Consider the following 14,389-nt stretch of genomic DNA (forward strand, 5'->3'; position numbering starts at 1 on the left):
GCATTAGTTTTGCAGCTCCCTTTGAAGAAGCCCTTGAGTTCTATCGCCAGAAGGTAAACTTGCCTTCCCAGGCTTGGACCGATCACCTGCACCAGGCGCATGATCGTGCCTTTGTTGTAGCCGGAGCCACCAAAGACGCCTTGTTGGAAGACTTCCGCACAGCCATTGATGATGCCATTGGCAAGGGTGTCCCTCTGAAGGGTTGGCTGGACAAGAACGATATCTACCATCCCGGTTTTCTCGACAAGTTCGACGAAATCGTAAAACGCCACGGCTGGGACCATAAGGGCAAACGGCTTTGGCGGGCACGGGTGATCTATGAAACCAATCTGAAAACAGCCTATGCCGCCGGGCGCTACAAGCAGATGCGCGAGCCTGCGACGCTCAAGGTCTTCCCATATTGGCAGTACGTTCACGCACATGAGCGGGTTCCGGTACAAGCGCGGGCATCGCACAAGGCATGGGATGGGTTGATCCTGCCTGCTACCGACCCTTGGTGGGATGTCTACTATCCGCCCAACGATTGGCTGTGTTCATGTGGGGTTCGACCGATCTCTAAGGCCCAGCTGAAACGCCTGGGCAAACAGGCCCCGGATCAGTCCCCCGCCATCACAAAGATCATCACACGGGATCCCGCCACTGGTGAGATGATCGAGTACCCGAAGGACGTTGGTATGGGCTGGGGGTATGCCCCAGGGCAGACTTGGTCGGACGTCTTGGTGCCGAGAGAGCTACAAAAACCGCTCAGACCCAAACCGGCACTGCCAGATCTTATTTCCGATGCAACCGGCTCCATCAAAACAACCCGGATTAAACCCAAACCAGAACCCGACCTGCCAAAACTTGGCGAGATCGCCGCTCCGGCTCCGAAACTGGAGCGCATGCCACCAGACCTTTCAGAACGTGAGTATGTTGATGCGTTCTTGAGCCCGTTTGGGGCAAAACAAGGCAAGCCAAAGCTGGTGCGGGATAAAGCCGGCCACGTCCTCGTGGTTTCCGAGGCCTTGTTCAAGAGTGCCACGGGGGCGTGGAAGGTAAAGAAGTTTGGCCGTGAGGCTTACATGACCTATCTGGCCGCAACCCTATCGGATCCAGACGAGATCTGGGTGGACTGGAGCACGGGCGAGCTTGGAGAAATCATCCTGGTACGCCGCTATCTTCGCTATTTTGAAGATGCTGCGGGGTTCATCTCGTTCAGCTATACCCGAAAAGGTTGGGAGGGGCAGACGGCGTTCACACCAGTCAATGGAACAGGAAACCCGCGTCCCAAGTATCTTGAAAACCACCGTTCGGGGGCGTTGCTTTACAGAAGAGCTGGAAGAAACGAGTGATGGGCGAACTGTCTGGCGTGTCGGCCGCCGCCCTTCTGGTCTTTAAGATACAGCCATCGCCGCTGTTCATACACCAAAAGCGCTGTCACCACTCACTCTCAACATAAGCCCGAAAGGCCTGAGGTTCAATGATCTCTCTTATTCTCGACAGCAATGATTTTGAGCGCAGCGTCACTCGGCTTGCAGAGCGCGTTGCAGATACAAACGTGGTTCACGATATCATCGGTGAAGTGCTGCTTGATGAGACCCGAGAGCGTATTCGCAAGGAGCAAGCACCTGACGGCTCCAAGTGGCCGAGCTTGCATCCCATCACACTCGAGAACCGACAATCTGGATCCGGTATGCTCAGAGACAGCGGGGAACTGTTCCGCTCCATTCACAAGACCACGTCAGCGACCAAAGCTGAAGTCGGCACCAACCTCAACCATCCCAAGGTCTGGGCCAACCAGTATGGCGCGACCATCAAGCCGCGCCGGGTGCCGTTTCTGGCAATTCCCTTTGGCAAGAGCGGAGTTGTCTTGTCCAAGGGCGTTACCATCCCCGCGCGGCCATACATCGGCATCGGACGCGGAGATGAGGATTTGGTGAGGGAAACGCTGGAGGGGTATTTCGGATGAGAGCTTGGACTTTTCTATTGCAACGGAAAGCTGCTCAGGCCTTTCAAGTGCTCTCATTAATTTCAGAATATGTGTGGAGTATCTTAGTCCCTAATTGACTTCGCAAGCTAATCGAAAGAGTGCATATGCACTTCAGCTTTTAGCGAGATCTAAACAAAATGCATGACGTTTGGCAACAAAAAAACAATAACTTCGATTTGCTTAGATTAGTTTTTGCATATGGTGTCATCGTTTCACATTCCTATGCTTTGTTCGCTGGACAAGATCAGATTGGTGCTTATCTGAATGAGTTGATTGGATTGGGCGGCTTGTGCGTTCAGGCCTTTTTCGTAATCAGTGGCATGTTGATTATTCGCTCCGCATTTATGAGTAAATCGGCGCAATCCTTTATTGTTTCACGGGTTTTAAGGCTCTATCCCGCCGCGTTTATCTGCGCCATTTTCTGCGCTCTTGTGATCGGAACTAGTGTTACAACGCTAAGTTACTTGGACTATTTACTAAGTGACAGAGTCTGGAATTACATCAGCCGAAACACACTGTTGTTTTCGATACAATATGATCTGCCAGGTGTTTTTGGAGGAAATGTTTACCAACACGCGGTGAACGGTTCACTTTGGTCGATGGAAGTTGAAGTTCGAATGTATATTGCATTTGGCGCTTTTATTGGGATTTGCAGGTTTTTTGGTGTTTCACGAGACAAAATTTCATACGGCTTGCTCTTTATTTGCTTTATTCTTTTATTCGGAACTGTAGCCAACATTGAACTAATAAAAAAAATTGCTGAAGAAAAGTACAATTACTTATCGCTAGGCTACTATTTTTCAATGGGTGGAATTTTATTTATTAATGAAAAACGAATTCCCAAATCAATCATAGTCGCAATGTTTTGTTTAATGCTTTATGTCGCTGGTTTGAATTTTGGATTTTCAGAATGGGCCAAACGAATTAGCTTGCCATACCTAGTTTTCTACCTAGCATTTGTAAGAATTCCCTACACAAACCACCTAAAGGATTTGCCAGATATATCTTATGGCATCTATATTTATGGCTTCCCTATTCAGCAAGCTCTAAGTTACGCGTTTTACGAAACGGTGGATTTCGGTTGTCTTATGCTTCTGTCACTAGGTGTATCGACCGTGTTGGCGGTGGCAAGTCGAAGATTCATAGAGATCCCAGCATTGAATAGTAAGGAGCGTTTGAATAGCTTTATTAAAAAGGTACGCGTAAAAATTGCTTCAGCCGCTACAAGGTACATGAAAAATTCCAGATGATTTTCTCAGTATGAATAAATCGCACAAGTTCTTTTCTAATAAGCCTTCTCCAATACTTTCGCTGACCGGGTAGAGCGCGCATAGGCTTACGGCATCTTCGGTAGTACTAATGTGCATCTGACCATGGGCAATCGATTTCAAGTGGGCATTAAAAGCACGGTTCAATCAAAATTACTTTTCTTCGCGAGAGGGGCAGCGGCAAAAGCCTGACTGTAGCAGAGGTGTTGGTTTTGCTTCCGATTGTTATCCGAAAGACAACCGCGTGTTAAAATTGGCCCTGGTGAGACCCAAGTGAGATGTTTTTTCATCTTTTGTAGTTTGTACTCTGCGGTAACTTAGAAAGCTGTAAGCGACTATCATCAACCCACGTCTTAAAGGCAGCATATGGCAGTTGTGCGTAGTACAGTCGTTTTAACGAGGATTTATCGGTATAGGTGTTTAGCCAACTTCGAAGTGGCAGCGACCACTTAAACGAAGACTATTTCCCGCAATGCTTTGCAATACAATGCTTCCACATCCAAAGCCGCCTACTTGCGAAAGCCTCCATCATCAGCCATGGGCAGTATCTTTCCACCTTGTCTGGTTTCAACTTCCTCCAGATTGTACCCTCGACCTTTGCAGTCCTCGCATTCCACTATAGCGAGGCAATATGGGTCCAGCACTCCATGACCTTTACATGAAGGGCACTGGATGTACCGCACATCTGGTTGAGTGCCCGCGCTCCTCTTTGGCTCAGGTTTCATCAGCGTCTGCCCTCCAATCGGGTGTTGCGTTTCAAGGCGCACAGAGCGTTAAGGGCTCTCTACAGGTAGCACGGCCCCAACTTTTTGAAGAGGCGGCGTTAGAGGTCCGTTAGAAACGCTCAGGAAGCCTGTTTGATCTGACAATGGCGCAGGCCGTGCTGCTGGTCTCCCCAACTTGCCCAACATGCATTCCAGAGATGCTGCTCGCAAAGCTATGCGCGACACCCCAAAAGAGCGGCGGAAGTGTTCCGGCGCTCATTTTTAATCTGGCTGCGATGATGGCTCCAACTTGAACTCAGGTGTTGGAGTAAACGCAAGATGGGCAAAACAGGATCGTCAGCCACGACCAAACAAATTGAGGTGTTTCGTCCAGGTACCTTCCTGTCAATGGGGGGCACCTCGTTCTCCATCACGGGTGATGAGCTGTCCGCTCTTGCGGAGCGATATGATGCCAAGGTGAACCCAGTTCCCGTCGTTGTTGGCCATCCCAAGACGAACGCGCCCGCATATGGCTGGGTGCAAAGCTTTTCCTATGACGAAGCGTCCGAGCGTCTCGTCGCTGAAGTTGGCGACCTGGACCCAGCCTTTACCGAGGCCGTGGAGGCTGGCCGCTACAAAAAGATCTCCATGAGTTTCTTCCAGCCGGGCGCACCATCAAATCCAGCGGGCAATGAGCTCTATCCCCGCCATGTTGGATTTCTGGGAGGCGCTGCACCTGCTGTCTCCGGCCTGAAGCCCGTGGAGTTCGCTGAGGGCGATGACGTTGTCACCATCGAGTTCGGTGAGCGCGCCTTCAAGGATGTGGCTGGGCTGTTCCGCCGTATCCGCGAGTTTTTCATTGAAGAGCACGGCAAGGAAACCGCCGACAAGGTAATCCCCAACTGGGAGGTCAACTGGATCGATGAGGCGGGAGATACCTTGCCAGCGGCGGAGTTGAGCGAATTTTCAGAAACTGAAGAGGACGATCCGGTGAGAAATCCGAAAACGCCAAAGTCAAATCCGAAACCAGAGGAAAGCACAGAGTTTGCCGCCCGTGAGGCCGCTCTTGCTGCACGAGAGGCGGCGCTCCAGACGCGAGAAAGGCAAGCGCGCAGTAAGGAGCATGAGGACTTTGCCGACAATCTCGTCGGAGAAGGCCGTCTCGCCTCCGGGCACAAGCCTCGTGTCGTGGCACTTTTGAACGGGCTTGCACAAGCCGATGCCGGATCCGTTGAGTTTGCTGAAGGCAATGAGACCAAAACAGAAGACCTTTTGGAGTTGGCAAAAGGGCTTTTCAAATCTCAGCCGAAGATCGTCGAGTTCGGTACCCACGACCTGGGAGAACCGGCACAAGGCGATGAAGTTGATGAACAAACCATCGCACAAGAGGCCGTCGAGTTTCAGGCTTCAAAGCGGGAAGCGGGCATTGAAGTTTCCATGACGGATGCTGTCACGGCGGTGCGCAAGAAGCATGGCCTGAAGAACTAAGGCCTCTTTTCCCTACTCAATCAGCTAATCGGAGATGAAAAGATGCAGCAGTTCGGGCTCATCAAGAACTTCACCAGTCAAGGTGCGACAGAAAAGTACCGTCTCATAGCTCCTGGTACAAAGGGCGGACATACCAAATGTGCTGCATTGGACGAGAAGATCCTCGGTACGTCCGGTGTACGCGGCGCAAAGGACGGCGAGCGTCTTGACGTTTATCTGGATGGCATCCGTCCCGTCACCTTTGGTGGTGATGTGGCCTTTGGTGATCCCCTGACCAGTGATGCCCAGGGGCGCGCAATCAAAGCCGAGCCTGCCAGCGGCGTAACAATTGCCATCGGCGGACATGCCATGTGCACGGCAACCGCAGGCGCGGTGGGCGATATGCATGTGCTGCCCGGTTACATCACAGGCTAAAGCGGCCCCTTTCCACGTTTCCCAATCCCACCAAGGATCTCTTAGATGTCTGCAACTGACCAGTTTACCGAAAGCCCAACGCTTACGGCCATCGCAATCGGCTACAAGAACCCGGATGTATCACTGATTGCCAATGATGTGCTGCCCCGTGTCCCGACACCCCGCAGTTTCAAGTACCACAGGTATGATGAGGCTGGTGACTTCACCGTGCCCGATACACGTGTAGGCCGCCGTTCGGCACCTAACCAGGTCGAGATTGAAGGCACTGAAAAAGATGCATCTGTCGAACCCTATGGCATCGACATTCCGCTCGACAACGTAACGATTGAGGAAGCCAAGAAGAACAAGTGGAACCCGGAAGGCAAGGCCACCGAGCGGGCGACCAACATTGTCAATCTGGATCGCGAAATCCGAGTGGCTGCGATCCTTTCCGATCCAGCCAACTACCATGCGGATAACGTGGAAGCGCTTTCCGGTTCTGATCTTTTCTCTGATCCAGCCAGTGATCCCATTTCGATCATCGAAGACATGATGGCAACGTGCTGGGTGAAACCAACCCAGCTCACTTTCGGCTTCAAGGTCTGGCGTGATTTGCGCAAGCACCCGAAGGTGGTCAAGGCCGTCCACGGAAACTCCGGAGATCAGGGACGCGCAACCCGAGAACAGGTGGCAGATCTTCTTGAGGTCAAGCGCATTCTGGTTGGTGAAAGCCGCGTGAACCTGAAACGCCCTGGCGAAGATCCCGTTCTTGCCCGTGTCTGGGACAATGTGGTTACAGGTCAGTACATCGACCGCACTGCAGATACCAGCGGCGGCATGACATTCGGGTTCACAGCAGTTCACGGCACCAAGGTTGCGGGCTCTCTACCGGCCAATATGGGCATTCGCGGCGGCAAGTTCATTCGCTCTGCAGAAGAAGTGCGTGAGCTTATTGTAGCGCCACGTGCAGGCTTTCTCATCCGAAACGCCACAGCCGCCTAGTCCTTTTTCGCTGTTCTAAGGCGGGGTCTTGCTCCGCTCTGTCTTTCAATCAAACAAGAGGCCAGTTGATATGCAGCCGGAAACCCATTCCTTTCCCGTTCTTGCCAATCTCAAGCACAACGGTAAGCATTTTGCCAAGGGCGATAAAATCGAGATGACAGCCGCCCAGGCGAAAACGCTACAGGCGCTCGGCGTGTTGGGAGATCCTGACGAGGACCGACCCGCGCTTTCTGCCGAGGAACGCCAGGAGCTGATTTGTGAGGCCATCGCCGACCTGACGCCAGAGGCTGACTTCAACAAAGACGGCTCACCAAGCGTTAAGGCCGTCGAGCGGATCACAGGCTTTGATGTTTCTGCCGATGAGGTCAAAGCCGCGCACGCGGCATTGATCGCGACCGCTGAAAACGCGTAGGCAGGAGCGTTAGTTACGATGGCAAGCCTGCGCTTTCTAACGATTGATGAGTTCATCCTGAGACATGACGAGAGCAATCTGCTCTCCCTTGCCGGGATTGGCGGACCGAACTCTGTTGGCGGTCGAACGCTGGACCGCGCCCGTCTGGAAGCGCAGCTTGCCCGCGCCGAGGCTATGGCGTCCGGCTATCTTTATAGCCGCTATCCAGCTTTGAAAACGATCACGCCAGACCAGGCTCCTGAAGCCTTGAAGGGCGTGATCTCGGATCTTGCGATCTACTACCTGCGAGACCGGATCCACCATACGAACGCGGTTGAGGAAGAGACCCGCAATCGCTATCGGGACTGCCTTTCCTGGCTCAAAGATGTTCAAGCGGGCCGGGTTTCTCTGGGCTTGAGCGATGGCGGCGAAGCGGAACATCACTCTGGATCCATAGCCGCCGACTTTGGTGAAGGGCGCGCGGACAAAGTACTGGAGGGGTATCAATGACGTTGATTGAACGTCTCCAGAACCAGATCGTTGAACGGCTCAAGCTCTACTTGCCGTCTGTAGCGCATGTAGACGGGTTCCCTTCCAAGCCGGAAGAGTTTGACCTTGCCAACTTTCAGATGGCAGCTCTGGTTCACTACGGAGGATCCCGTTACTCAAGCGACAATGGGCTAAACAACGCCACCCAAAGCCGTCAAATGCGCTTTGTTGTCGCTCTGAGTTTTACCAGCCTGAATGGCGAACATGGCGCTTATGTGTGTCTCGAACGGTGTCGAGCTGCACTTCAAAATTACCCGTTGGCAGGCTCCACCCCTTTGATGATGGAGCGTGAGGACCTTGTGGACCAAGCACCTGGCTTGTGGCGCTGGCAAATCGAGGTGAGCTGCCTTGTGCGTAGCGTTTCCGAACACCAAGGACCGCAACGTCCGGTCCCTTCAATTCCACGACAGGAGGACTAGAGCATGAGCGCTCATGACCAGATACCGGCCGAGTTTTCTGACTTCGTCTACAGCGGCCCGATCCAGTCGGTTCAGCTTAAGGCGAAGGGCGAAAACGGAGAGCACACGGTCTTTTTTGAAGGCACGTTTTTCCCTGGCAAGACATACACACTGCCCACAAACCACCCAACAATAAGCGCTTGGGTATGTGGCGGCATCTTGAAGACTGCGATGGAGAAGGCCAATGGCTGAACGAATTTTTGGCGCTGAAATTGTAGATGCCAATGAAGATGGCGTTCTTGTTCGCGAGTTGAAGGCCGCCACTGCGTTTATCGTCGGCACTGCGCCAATTCAGGAAGTGCACGACACGCCCGAAGAGCAGGCCAAATATGTCAACCGCCCCATCTTGATCCGGCGAGAAGCGGACATAGCAAAGCTGTTTGGTCCTTTCCGGGAGGGCTACACTCTGCCGCAAAAGCTTCGGGCCATGTTCAAGCAGGCAAGAACACGCGGGATTGGAACCATCTGTGTTGTCAACGTATTCGACCCGCAACAGCACAAGGACGATGCCGATCAGCCCGATCCAAGTAAGGTCGATCAACTCGATATCATTGGCGCATTTGATGCCACTGGCAAGCCCAGCGGCTTGAAGTTGGCCTATTCGTGTTATCAGCGTTTTGGTTGGTTCCCCAAAAACATCGCAGCGCCTGGCTTTGACGGCCTACCTGGTGTGCGCGCTGAAATGGCAGCGATCTGTGCACGTATTCGCGCCCGCTGCTATTGGGATGCGCCATATGGCGTCACCCTTCAGCAATTGCAGGAAGCTCGTGGGCCAATGGGATCCTTTGACTTCCAGACAAATGACACGCGGGTCAATCTCTGTTGGCCAATGATGGAAACAGTCAATCTTGATGAAACCTCGGATCAAGCTGGCAAGGTCATCCCAGATCACTACTCAGCCTATCTGATGGGTATCGTACTCATGAGCGTGATGGAATATGGCTACCACCACAGCCCCTCCAACCGCCCCATTAAAGGGATTGAAGGCGCAGCGCAGGATGTTCTGTACGTACCGGGTGATGGGTCCAGTGACACACAAGTCACCCGCTCAAATGGTATCATCTCGGTAGAAGAGCGGTTCGGCAAAGGTCCTCATACCTCGGGGAACCGTAATGCTGGTTACCCAACCCAAACGTCCATGCTCACCTTCTTTCACGCCCAGTACACCCAGGATGTTCTTGATGAAGCCATCCTTCACTTTCTGGATGAAAAGAAGGATCGCAATGGCTCACTGGCGCGTATTGAGCAAGTTGAAGACGCTATCAATGCTTGGGGTATTGCCAAGACAGGGGGCAATGATCCTGAGCTCTCCGGGTTCAGGTTTGCCTTTGATCGCGAGAAGATGAGCGCCGCCTATGCAGCCGATGGCTGGTATCACTACACGCTTGAGTTCGCTCCAATCGGTATCATGGAAACAATCACCGTGCGCCGTTCCATCAACATCAATCTTCTGGCCGATGCACTGGGTTTGGCCCAGTCTGAAGCGGCCTAAGTGGCTAAGAGAAAGGGATAGCGCATGGCAGATTATCGCGGTCGCTTCGGGCAAATCACCAATGCTGAAATCTATTTGGGTGACAACACGCTTGTGGGTCTGGCCAAGACTTTCAAGATGCCAAAGATTGAGTGGAAGACGGTCGATATTGAAACGCTGGGACAGGTAGCAGTTTACAAGGCACCTACCCGAACGCTGGAAGCACTCACTGGTGAGCTCACCATGAGCAGTGTCGATCCCGAGCTGCAAGAAGCGTTTTTAAATCCAACGGTCACCCACACACTTCAGCTGCACAAGTATGTGGATGTCAATGGTTCGGAAGGAGCCGACCTGGAGCGCTCATATACGCTCGTCACTGTCATTCAGGCGCGCTTCTTCGGTCATGAACTTGGTGAAAGCAAGAATGGGGATGCGGAAGAGCAAACCCACGAAATGTCTATCTCCCGTTTGGTGCAACGCATTCATGACAGCAATCAGCCCTTGATTGAAGTTGACGTATTTGCAAGCTCGGTTCGGAACTCTTCCGGCGAGATGTGGCGCAGATAAGCGCATAACGGTCAATGTAGACCGCGACCTTAAGCCCTCCGTGCTCCTCCCGCGCGGAGGGCTTTTTTGTTGTCTAACGCAAAACCCATTCTGCGAGGTGCGCCATGAAGAAGATTGAAGAAAACACAGTTACAACACCGGAAACGCCGGGTGTTATCGCAAAGCTCAAAGCCTACCGGACCGCCAATGACGGTACCGAGAGCTTTGTACTTCCGGAGACACGGGTGGACGTGACGTTTCCCAAGTTCCGCAAGCATGGTGCCTGGACGCGAGCACTATCGCTGGCCAAAAACAAGATTGGCCGGGCTCAAATCCTCTACATTTGCAACATTTGCCAGTTTGACGGCGAGAAAATCACCGAGGCCGATTGGAATGCTTATATCCCGGACACCGATGGCAATGCCTTGTTGGCAGAAATCTTCGGCGGCCCCGATGAAGACCTTGAAGAGGACGATGAGGGAAACGGGAGCACGGCAGCGGCTTAGCGCTGTCAACGCTTGCCTGTCACACATACATGGTCAATCGGGGCTGGTCTCCCGGCTACCTGGATGATCTGAGCGAAGTCGAATTCCTCTCTCACTTTGACGAGCAAGTCACCCTTGATGAAGCACGAGCAGAAGCCGAAAGGAAAGCTGTTGAGGCAGCGTCTCGGCGGTAGATGGGGAGATTGCAATGCGTCTTGGCATTACCGCTGAGTTCAAAGATCGCGCATCAAAAAAGATGCGGCGTCTGCTGGCTTTCAACACCCGGATGGAAAAGCAGCTCAAGGCTCAGGAAAAGCTTCAAAAGGGACAACTGAAGTCATCTGAGAAGCAGGTCAAGACCACCGAAAAACTCGAGAAAGCAACGGGGCAAACAGCACAGGCCACCGCCAAGGTGGCCAAGGCACAACAAAAGGCGGCTCAAGGCGCGAAAGCGGCTGCGCGAGGGATAAATGATACCGCCCGTCAGGCAGAACGCTCTCGATATGCCATGAGCCGTTTTGTTGGCAAAACGGGAGAAGCGGTGCGCAAAGCCGCACTGCTTTCTCGCGCCCTCGGCAAGGTCAAGGCTCAGGCAGACAAGATCCGCGCCGGAGGCAATCTCATCAGGGGCGGTGCGGGAAAGATCGGTCGAGGTTTGGCTCTTGGTGCTGGTCTTTATGCTGGGGCTTCAGGGCTTGTCGGCGGTGCAACAGGAGCCGTGATTGGCCCGGCCGCCCAGATTGAAAACTATCAAATCCAGCTCAATGCTCTGGAGGGATCAGCTGAACGAGGTCGAAGAGCATTGGAGTGGGTTAGAAACTTCGCTGTTACCACGCCGCTCGAAACTAATGATGTCATCGAATCCTACGCAAAATTAAAGGCATTCGGAATTGATCCTACGAATGGGTCTTTGCTCGCGCTTACAGACACAATGGCGATGAACGGCGGTAATGCAGAGTATCTGCAGGGCGTCATCATGGCGGTTGGTCAATCCTGGACAAAGGGAAAGCTGCAAGGTGAGGAAGCCATGCAGCTCCTGGAACGAGGGATTCCTGTATGGGACATGCTTTCGGACGCAACCGGAAAATCCGCCTCAGAACTTATGAAAATGGCGTCAAACGGAGAGTTGGGGCGTGACGTAATTTCAAAGCTTGTTGAGCTCATGGGACAGCGGGCCGTTGGCGCTTCGGAAAAAATGTCCCGCACCTGGGACGGTATGATGTCCAACATGCGCCAGCACTGGTTCGATTTTCGAGTTCTCATTGCGGACGCAGGTGTCTTCGACTGGGCGAAGGACAAGCTTCAAGGGTTTCTGGATAGGCTCAACCAAATGAAGGCCGATGGATCACTGCTCCAACTCGCAGAAGAAATCAGTGCTAACATCATTTCCGGCTTGCAAAGCCTTTGGGCCTTTGGAGCGGAAGCGTCGAAGGTGCTGCAAGAAGTCGGATCCTGGCTGGCATACGCGGCGGATGCTCTTGGTGGGTGGAACAACCTTATTGGCATCCTAATCGCAATGCCGGTTCTGTCTGCGCTGACAAGCATAGCAACCGGGCTTGTTTCTCTTGGTGCGGGACTTGTGACCTTGGGCGGCGGAATTCTCGCGGTCGGTTGGCCGATCCTTGCCATTGTTGCTGTGGTAGCGGTTTTGGCTGCTGCCGCCTGGCTCATCTATGACAATTGGGATGTGGTTTCAAAATGGCTCGTTGGCGCCTGGGAATGGATGCAACAAGCCGCAGGCGCACTCTGGGACTACCTTGAAACTGCATTCTCCTGGACGCCGCTTGGCATCATCATCAACAACTGGAGTGCCGTTGAGGAGTGGCTTGGTCAGCTTTGGCAGGGCATCAAGCAAACTGCGGACCTCACTTGGGAAGGCCTGAAAACACTGTTTTCATGGACCCCGCTCGGCATGATCATCAGCAACTGGGGCGAAATCAGCACGTGGTTCACTCAGTTCTGGGCAGATCTTTCGGCTCTTGTCTCCAACTGGAAGTGGCCAGAATTACCTGCTCTGGATCTTCCGAGCTTCGATGAAATTCGGGAAAGCCTGATTTACTTCTTCTCTCTGGACTGGCTTCCTGAGTGGGAATGGCCTGAGATCCCTCTGCCTGAGCTGCCCGACATAGGCGGCATGATTGAGAACATGGCGCAAAGCGCCGGTGCGGCCTGGAACAAGGTCACCAGCCTGTTCGGTGATGATGACGCTGTTACCATCGCGGCTCGAGATCCGGCTAGCCTTGAACGTGCCAATGCCGCTGCACAGAAACTGCAAGGAACACTGAGCGCGGTTGCAGCAACCGATATGGGTTCGGCCATGTCCAAACTTAACGCCCTGCGGGAGTTCGCAGTTAGGCTCCCAGACCTGATGCGCGATGTCATCGCCTCGCTGGAAGCTCGATTGGATAGCCTCGACTTTGCGCGTCATGGCCGAAGGATGATGGAGACCATTGCCGCCGGGATGCGTTCACGCGCTCATTTGCTGGTTGACGAGATGCGCCGGGTTACCCAAACCCTGCGAGATCATTTGCCTTCTTCTCCCGCGAAATTGGGACCCCTCTCGGATATCCATCGGCTCAAGTTCGGGGAAACCATTGCCGCATCCATCAAGCCTGCTCCTATGGTGAATGCCATGCGCAAGGCCGCAGCGGCGACTATGGCTGCAGCAACGCTTTCAACCGCATCGGTTTCGCCATCTTTGGCGGCGTCCGCACCGCAGGGCATCACGCCTCCGTCTCAAGCACTTCAGGCAGTTGGCGGACCCAGCGCAATGGGAGCAGCAGCCCCTGGCGGAACCATATCCGTCACCTTCAGCCCCACGATCACGATAGGCTCAGGAGCCTCACTTACGGAGGATGACATTGTCGCTGTCCTGGAGGAGCAGGCCGACCGCATGGTTGACCTGATTGAACAGAAACTTGCTGAGCGGCGGAGGCTTGAGTTCTAGATGATTTTTGCACGCCTGGGGAACATTCAGTTGGGTACATCCAGCGTCATGGCTGGCCCAACAGCGGCAACTGAGACGCTTGTAAATGACTTCCATGAACACAAGGTAGTTCGCGGCAAGCCAGTTCCCCAACGCGGCGGCGAAGCACTTGATCGGCGCAGCTTCAGCTTTTTCTTTGACGAAAGCTTCTGCAATCCCGAAGCAGAGTATGCCCGCCTTGTTGCTGCGAAGATTGCTGGCGACGTCATGCCTTTCATTCCTGGTGGAGGCGGCTTTAACGGCAAGAACTATTTCATCAAGCAGATCAAGGGCACCACTCACAAAACGAGCGTGAGCGGCCGTGTGGTTCGCATTGCGGCAACTCTTGAACTGGTTGAAGTGCCGAATGGCGCTCTCAGCATCGGGGCGACGGGTATTGCTGGCGCGGCGGTTGCACTATTGAACCCCTTGTTGAAGAGGCTGCGCTGATGACCAACACAACGGGCGACTATCTGGAACATGTTACCGAGCCGGGCGAGCGCTGGGATACCATTGCATGGGTATACTATCAGGATGCAGGGATGATGGATTTGCTGATCAAAGAAAACCGGCATCTCTTTCCCGGTGAAATCGCACAGTTTCCAGCTATTTTACCGCCTCGGTTACCCTTGCGCATTCCCGTCGTGGGACAATCTCCTTTGGACGTGAACCTGCTGCCGCCGTGGAAGCGATAGAGGCC

The 14,389-nt window shown here is 53.5% G+C and carries 16 protein-coding genes; all 16 read left to right on the plus strand.

The features are described from left to right. The first annotated feature begins 59 nt into the window (after window positions 1–59). Window positions 60–1,331, plus strand: coding sequence for a PBECR2 nuclease fold domain-containing protein (locus tag Q3Y58_RS17180; RefSeq protein WP_319623098.1), 1,272 nt, complete (start codon window positions 60–62; stop codon window positions 1,329–1,331). Window positions 1,332–1,459: 128 nt separating this feature from the next. Next, window positions 1,460–1,948, plus strand: coding sequence for a phage virion morphogenesis protein (locus Q3Y58_RS17185; protein WP_319623099.1), 489 nt, complete (start codon window positions 1,460–1,462; stop codon window positions 1,946–1,948). Window positions 1,949–2,106: 158 nt separating this feature from the next. Then, entirely contained in the window at window positions 2,107–3,219 is a 1,113-nt protein-coding gene (locus Q3Y58_RS17190; protein WP_319623100.1) for an acyltransferase family protein, read from the plus strand. 1,061 nt (window positions 3,220–4,280) lie between these two features. Further along, a complete protein-coding gene (locus tag Q3Y58_RS17195) occupies window positions 4,281–5,429 on the plus strand; it encodes a hypothetical protein (protein ID WP_319623101.1) in 1,149 nt (382 codons plus the stop codon). Between the two features lie 42 nt (window positions 5,430–5,471). Then, window positions 5,472–5,843, plus strand: coding sequence for a capsid cement protein (locus Q3Y58_RS17200; protein WP_319623102.1), 372 nt, complete (start codon window positions 5,472–5,474; stop codon window positions 5,841–5,843). Between the two features lie 45 nt (window positions 5,844–5,888). Further along, window positions 5,889–6,824 carry a capsid protein gene (locus Q3Y58_RS17205; protein ID WP_319623103.1) on the plus strand — a complete coding sequence of 312 codons (936 nt, stop codon included), beginning with the start codon at window positions 5,889–5,891 and terminating at the stop codon, window positions 6,822–6,824. Window positions 6,825–6,894: 70 nt separating this feature from the next. Continuing rightward, window positions 6,895–7,236, plus strand: a complete 342-nt coding sequence (locus tag Q3Y58_RS17210) for a DUF7210 family protein (RefSeq protein WP_319623104.1) — start codon at window positions 6,895–6,897, stop codon at window positions 7,234–7,236. Window positions 7,237–7,254: 18 nt separating this feature from the next. Beyond that, entirely contained in the window at window positions 7,255–7,725 is a 471-nt protein-coding gene (locus tag Q3Y58_RS17215; protein WP_102866735.1) for a DUF1320 domain-containing protein, read from the plus strand. Continuing rightward, on the plus strand, window positions 7,722–8,183 hold the full coding sequence (locus Q3Y58_RS17220; protein ID WP_274216736.1) for a Gp37 family protein: 462 nt from the start codon (window positions 7,722–7,724) through the stop codon (window positions 8,181–8,183). The genes Q3Y58_RS17215 and Q3Y58_RS17220 overlap by 4 nt, the downstream gene beginning before the upstream one ends. 3 nt (window positions 8,184–8,186) lie before the next feature. Further along, a complete protein-coding gene (locus Q3Y58_RS17225; RefSeq protein ID WP_102866733.1) occupies window positions 8,187–8,414 on the plus strand; it encodes a hypothetical protein in 228 nt (75 codons plus the stop codon). Beyond that, a complete protein-coding gene (locus Q3Y58_RS17230; protein WP_319623105.1) occupies window positions 8,407–9,714 on the plus strand; it encodes a phage tail sheath protein in 1,308 nt (435 codons plus the stop codon). Before Q3Y58_RS17225 ends, Q3Y58_RS17230 begins: the two co-directional genes overlap by 8 nt. A 24-nt stretch (window positions 9,715–9,738) precedes the next feature. After that, entirely contained in the window at window positions 9,739–10,260 is a 522-nt protein-coding gene (locus Q3Y58_RS17235) for a phage major tail tube protein (RefSeq protein ID WP_102866731.1), read from the plus strand. Between the two features lie 104 nt (window positions 10,261–10,364). After that, window positions 10,365–10,745, plus strand: a complete 381-nt coding sequence (locus tag Q3Y58_RS17240; RefSeq protein WP_274216737.1) for a hypothetical protein — start codon at window positions 10,365–10,367, stop codon at window positions 10,743–10,745. A 187-nt stretch (window positions 10,746–10,932) separates the two neighbouring features. Then, complete coding sequence (locus Q3Y58_RS17245) at window positions 10,933–13,671, plus strand: tape measure protein (protein WP_319623106.1); 2,739 nt, start codon at window positions 10,933–10,935, stop codon at window positions 13,669–13,671. Beyond that, on the plus strand, window positions 13,672–14,139 hold the full coding sequence (locus Q3Y58_RS17250) for a phage tail protein (RefSeq protein WP_102866728.1): 468 nt from the start codon (window positions 13,672–13,674) through the stop codon (window positions 14,137–14,139). It abuts the gene before it with no gap. Further along, the gene (locus tag Q3Y58_RS17255; RefSeq protein WP_319623107.1) at window positions 14,139–14,384 is read left to right on the plus strand and encodes a tail protein X; all 246 of its coding nucleotides are present in this window, start codon (window positions 14,139–14,141) and stop codon (window positions 14,382–14,384) included. The genes Q3Y58_RS17250 and Q3Y58_RS17255 overlap by 1 nt, the downstream gene beginning before the upstream one ends. The last annotated feature ends 5 nt before the right edge of the window (window positions 14,385–14,389 follow it).

Source organism: Nesiotobacter zosterae, from assembly GCF_033843645.1.
Lineage (GTDB): Bacteria > Pseudomonadota > Alphaproteobacteria > Rhizobiales > Stappiaceae > Pseudovibrio > Pseudovibrio zosterae.

Coding starts and splice junctions, on each gene's coding strand:
- Q3Y58_RS17220 (WP_274216736.1), top strand. CDS start 7,722: ATGACGTTGATTGAACGTCTCCAGAACCAGATCGTTGAACGGCTCAAG.
- Q3Y58_RS17190 (WP_319623100.1), top strand. CDS start 2,107: ATGCATGACGTTTGGCAACAAAAAAACAATAACTTCGATTTGCTTAGA.
- Q3Y58_RS17250 (WP_102866728.1), top strand. CDS start 13,672: ATGATTTTTGCACGCCTGGGGAACATTCAGTTGGGTACATCCAGCGTC.
- Q3Y58_RS17240 (WP_274216737.1), top strand. CDS start 10,365: ATGAAGAAGATTGAAGAAAACACAGTTACAACACCGGAAACGCCGGGT.
- Q3Y58_RS17210 (WP_319623104.1), top strand. CDS start 6,895: ATGCAGCCGGAAACCCATTCCTTTCCCGTTCTTGCCAATCTCAAGCAC.
- Q3Y58_RS17215 (WP_102866735.1), top strand. CDS start 7,255: ATGGCAAGCCTGCGCTTTCTAACGATTGATGAGTTCATCCTGAGACAT.
- Q3Y58_RS17255 (WP_319623107.1), top strand. CDS start 14,139: ATGACCAACACAACGGGCGACTATCTGGAACATGTTACCGAGCCGGGC.
- Q3Y58_RS17245 (WP_319623106.1), top strand. CDS start 10,933: ATGCGTCTTGGCATTACCGCTGAGTTCAAAGATCGCGCATCAAAAAAG.
- Q3Y58_RS17230 (WP_319623105.1), top strand. CDS start 8,407: ATGGCTGAACGAATTTTTGGCGCTGAAATTGTAGATGCCAATGAAGAT.
- Q3Y58_RS17225 (WP_102866733.1), top strand. CDS start 8,187: ATGAGCGCTCATGACCAGATACCGGCCGAGTTTTCTGACTTCGTCTAC.
- Q3Y58_RS17235 (WP_102866731.1), top strand. CDS start 9,739: ATGGCAGATTATCGCGGTCGCTTCGGGCAAATCACCAATGCTGAAATC.
- Q3Y58_RS17205 (WP_319623103.1), top strand. CDS start 5,889: ATGTCTGCAACTGACCAGTTTACCGAAAGCCCAACGCTTACGGCCATC.
- Q3Y58_RS17195 (WP_319623101.1), top strand. CDS start 4,281: ATGGGCAAAACAGGATCGTCAGCCACGACCAAACAAATTGAGGTGTTT.
- Q3Y58_RS17185 (WP_319623099.1), top strand. CDS start 1,460: ATGATCTCTCTTATTCTCGACAGCAATGATTTTGAGCGCAGCGTCACT.
- Q3Y58_RS17200 (WP_319623102.1), top strand. CDS start 5,472: ATGCAGCAGTTCGGGCTCATCAAGAACTTCACCAGTCAAGGTGCGACA.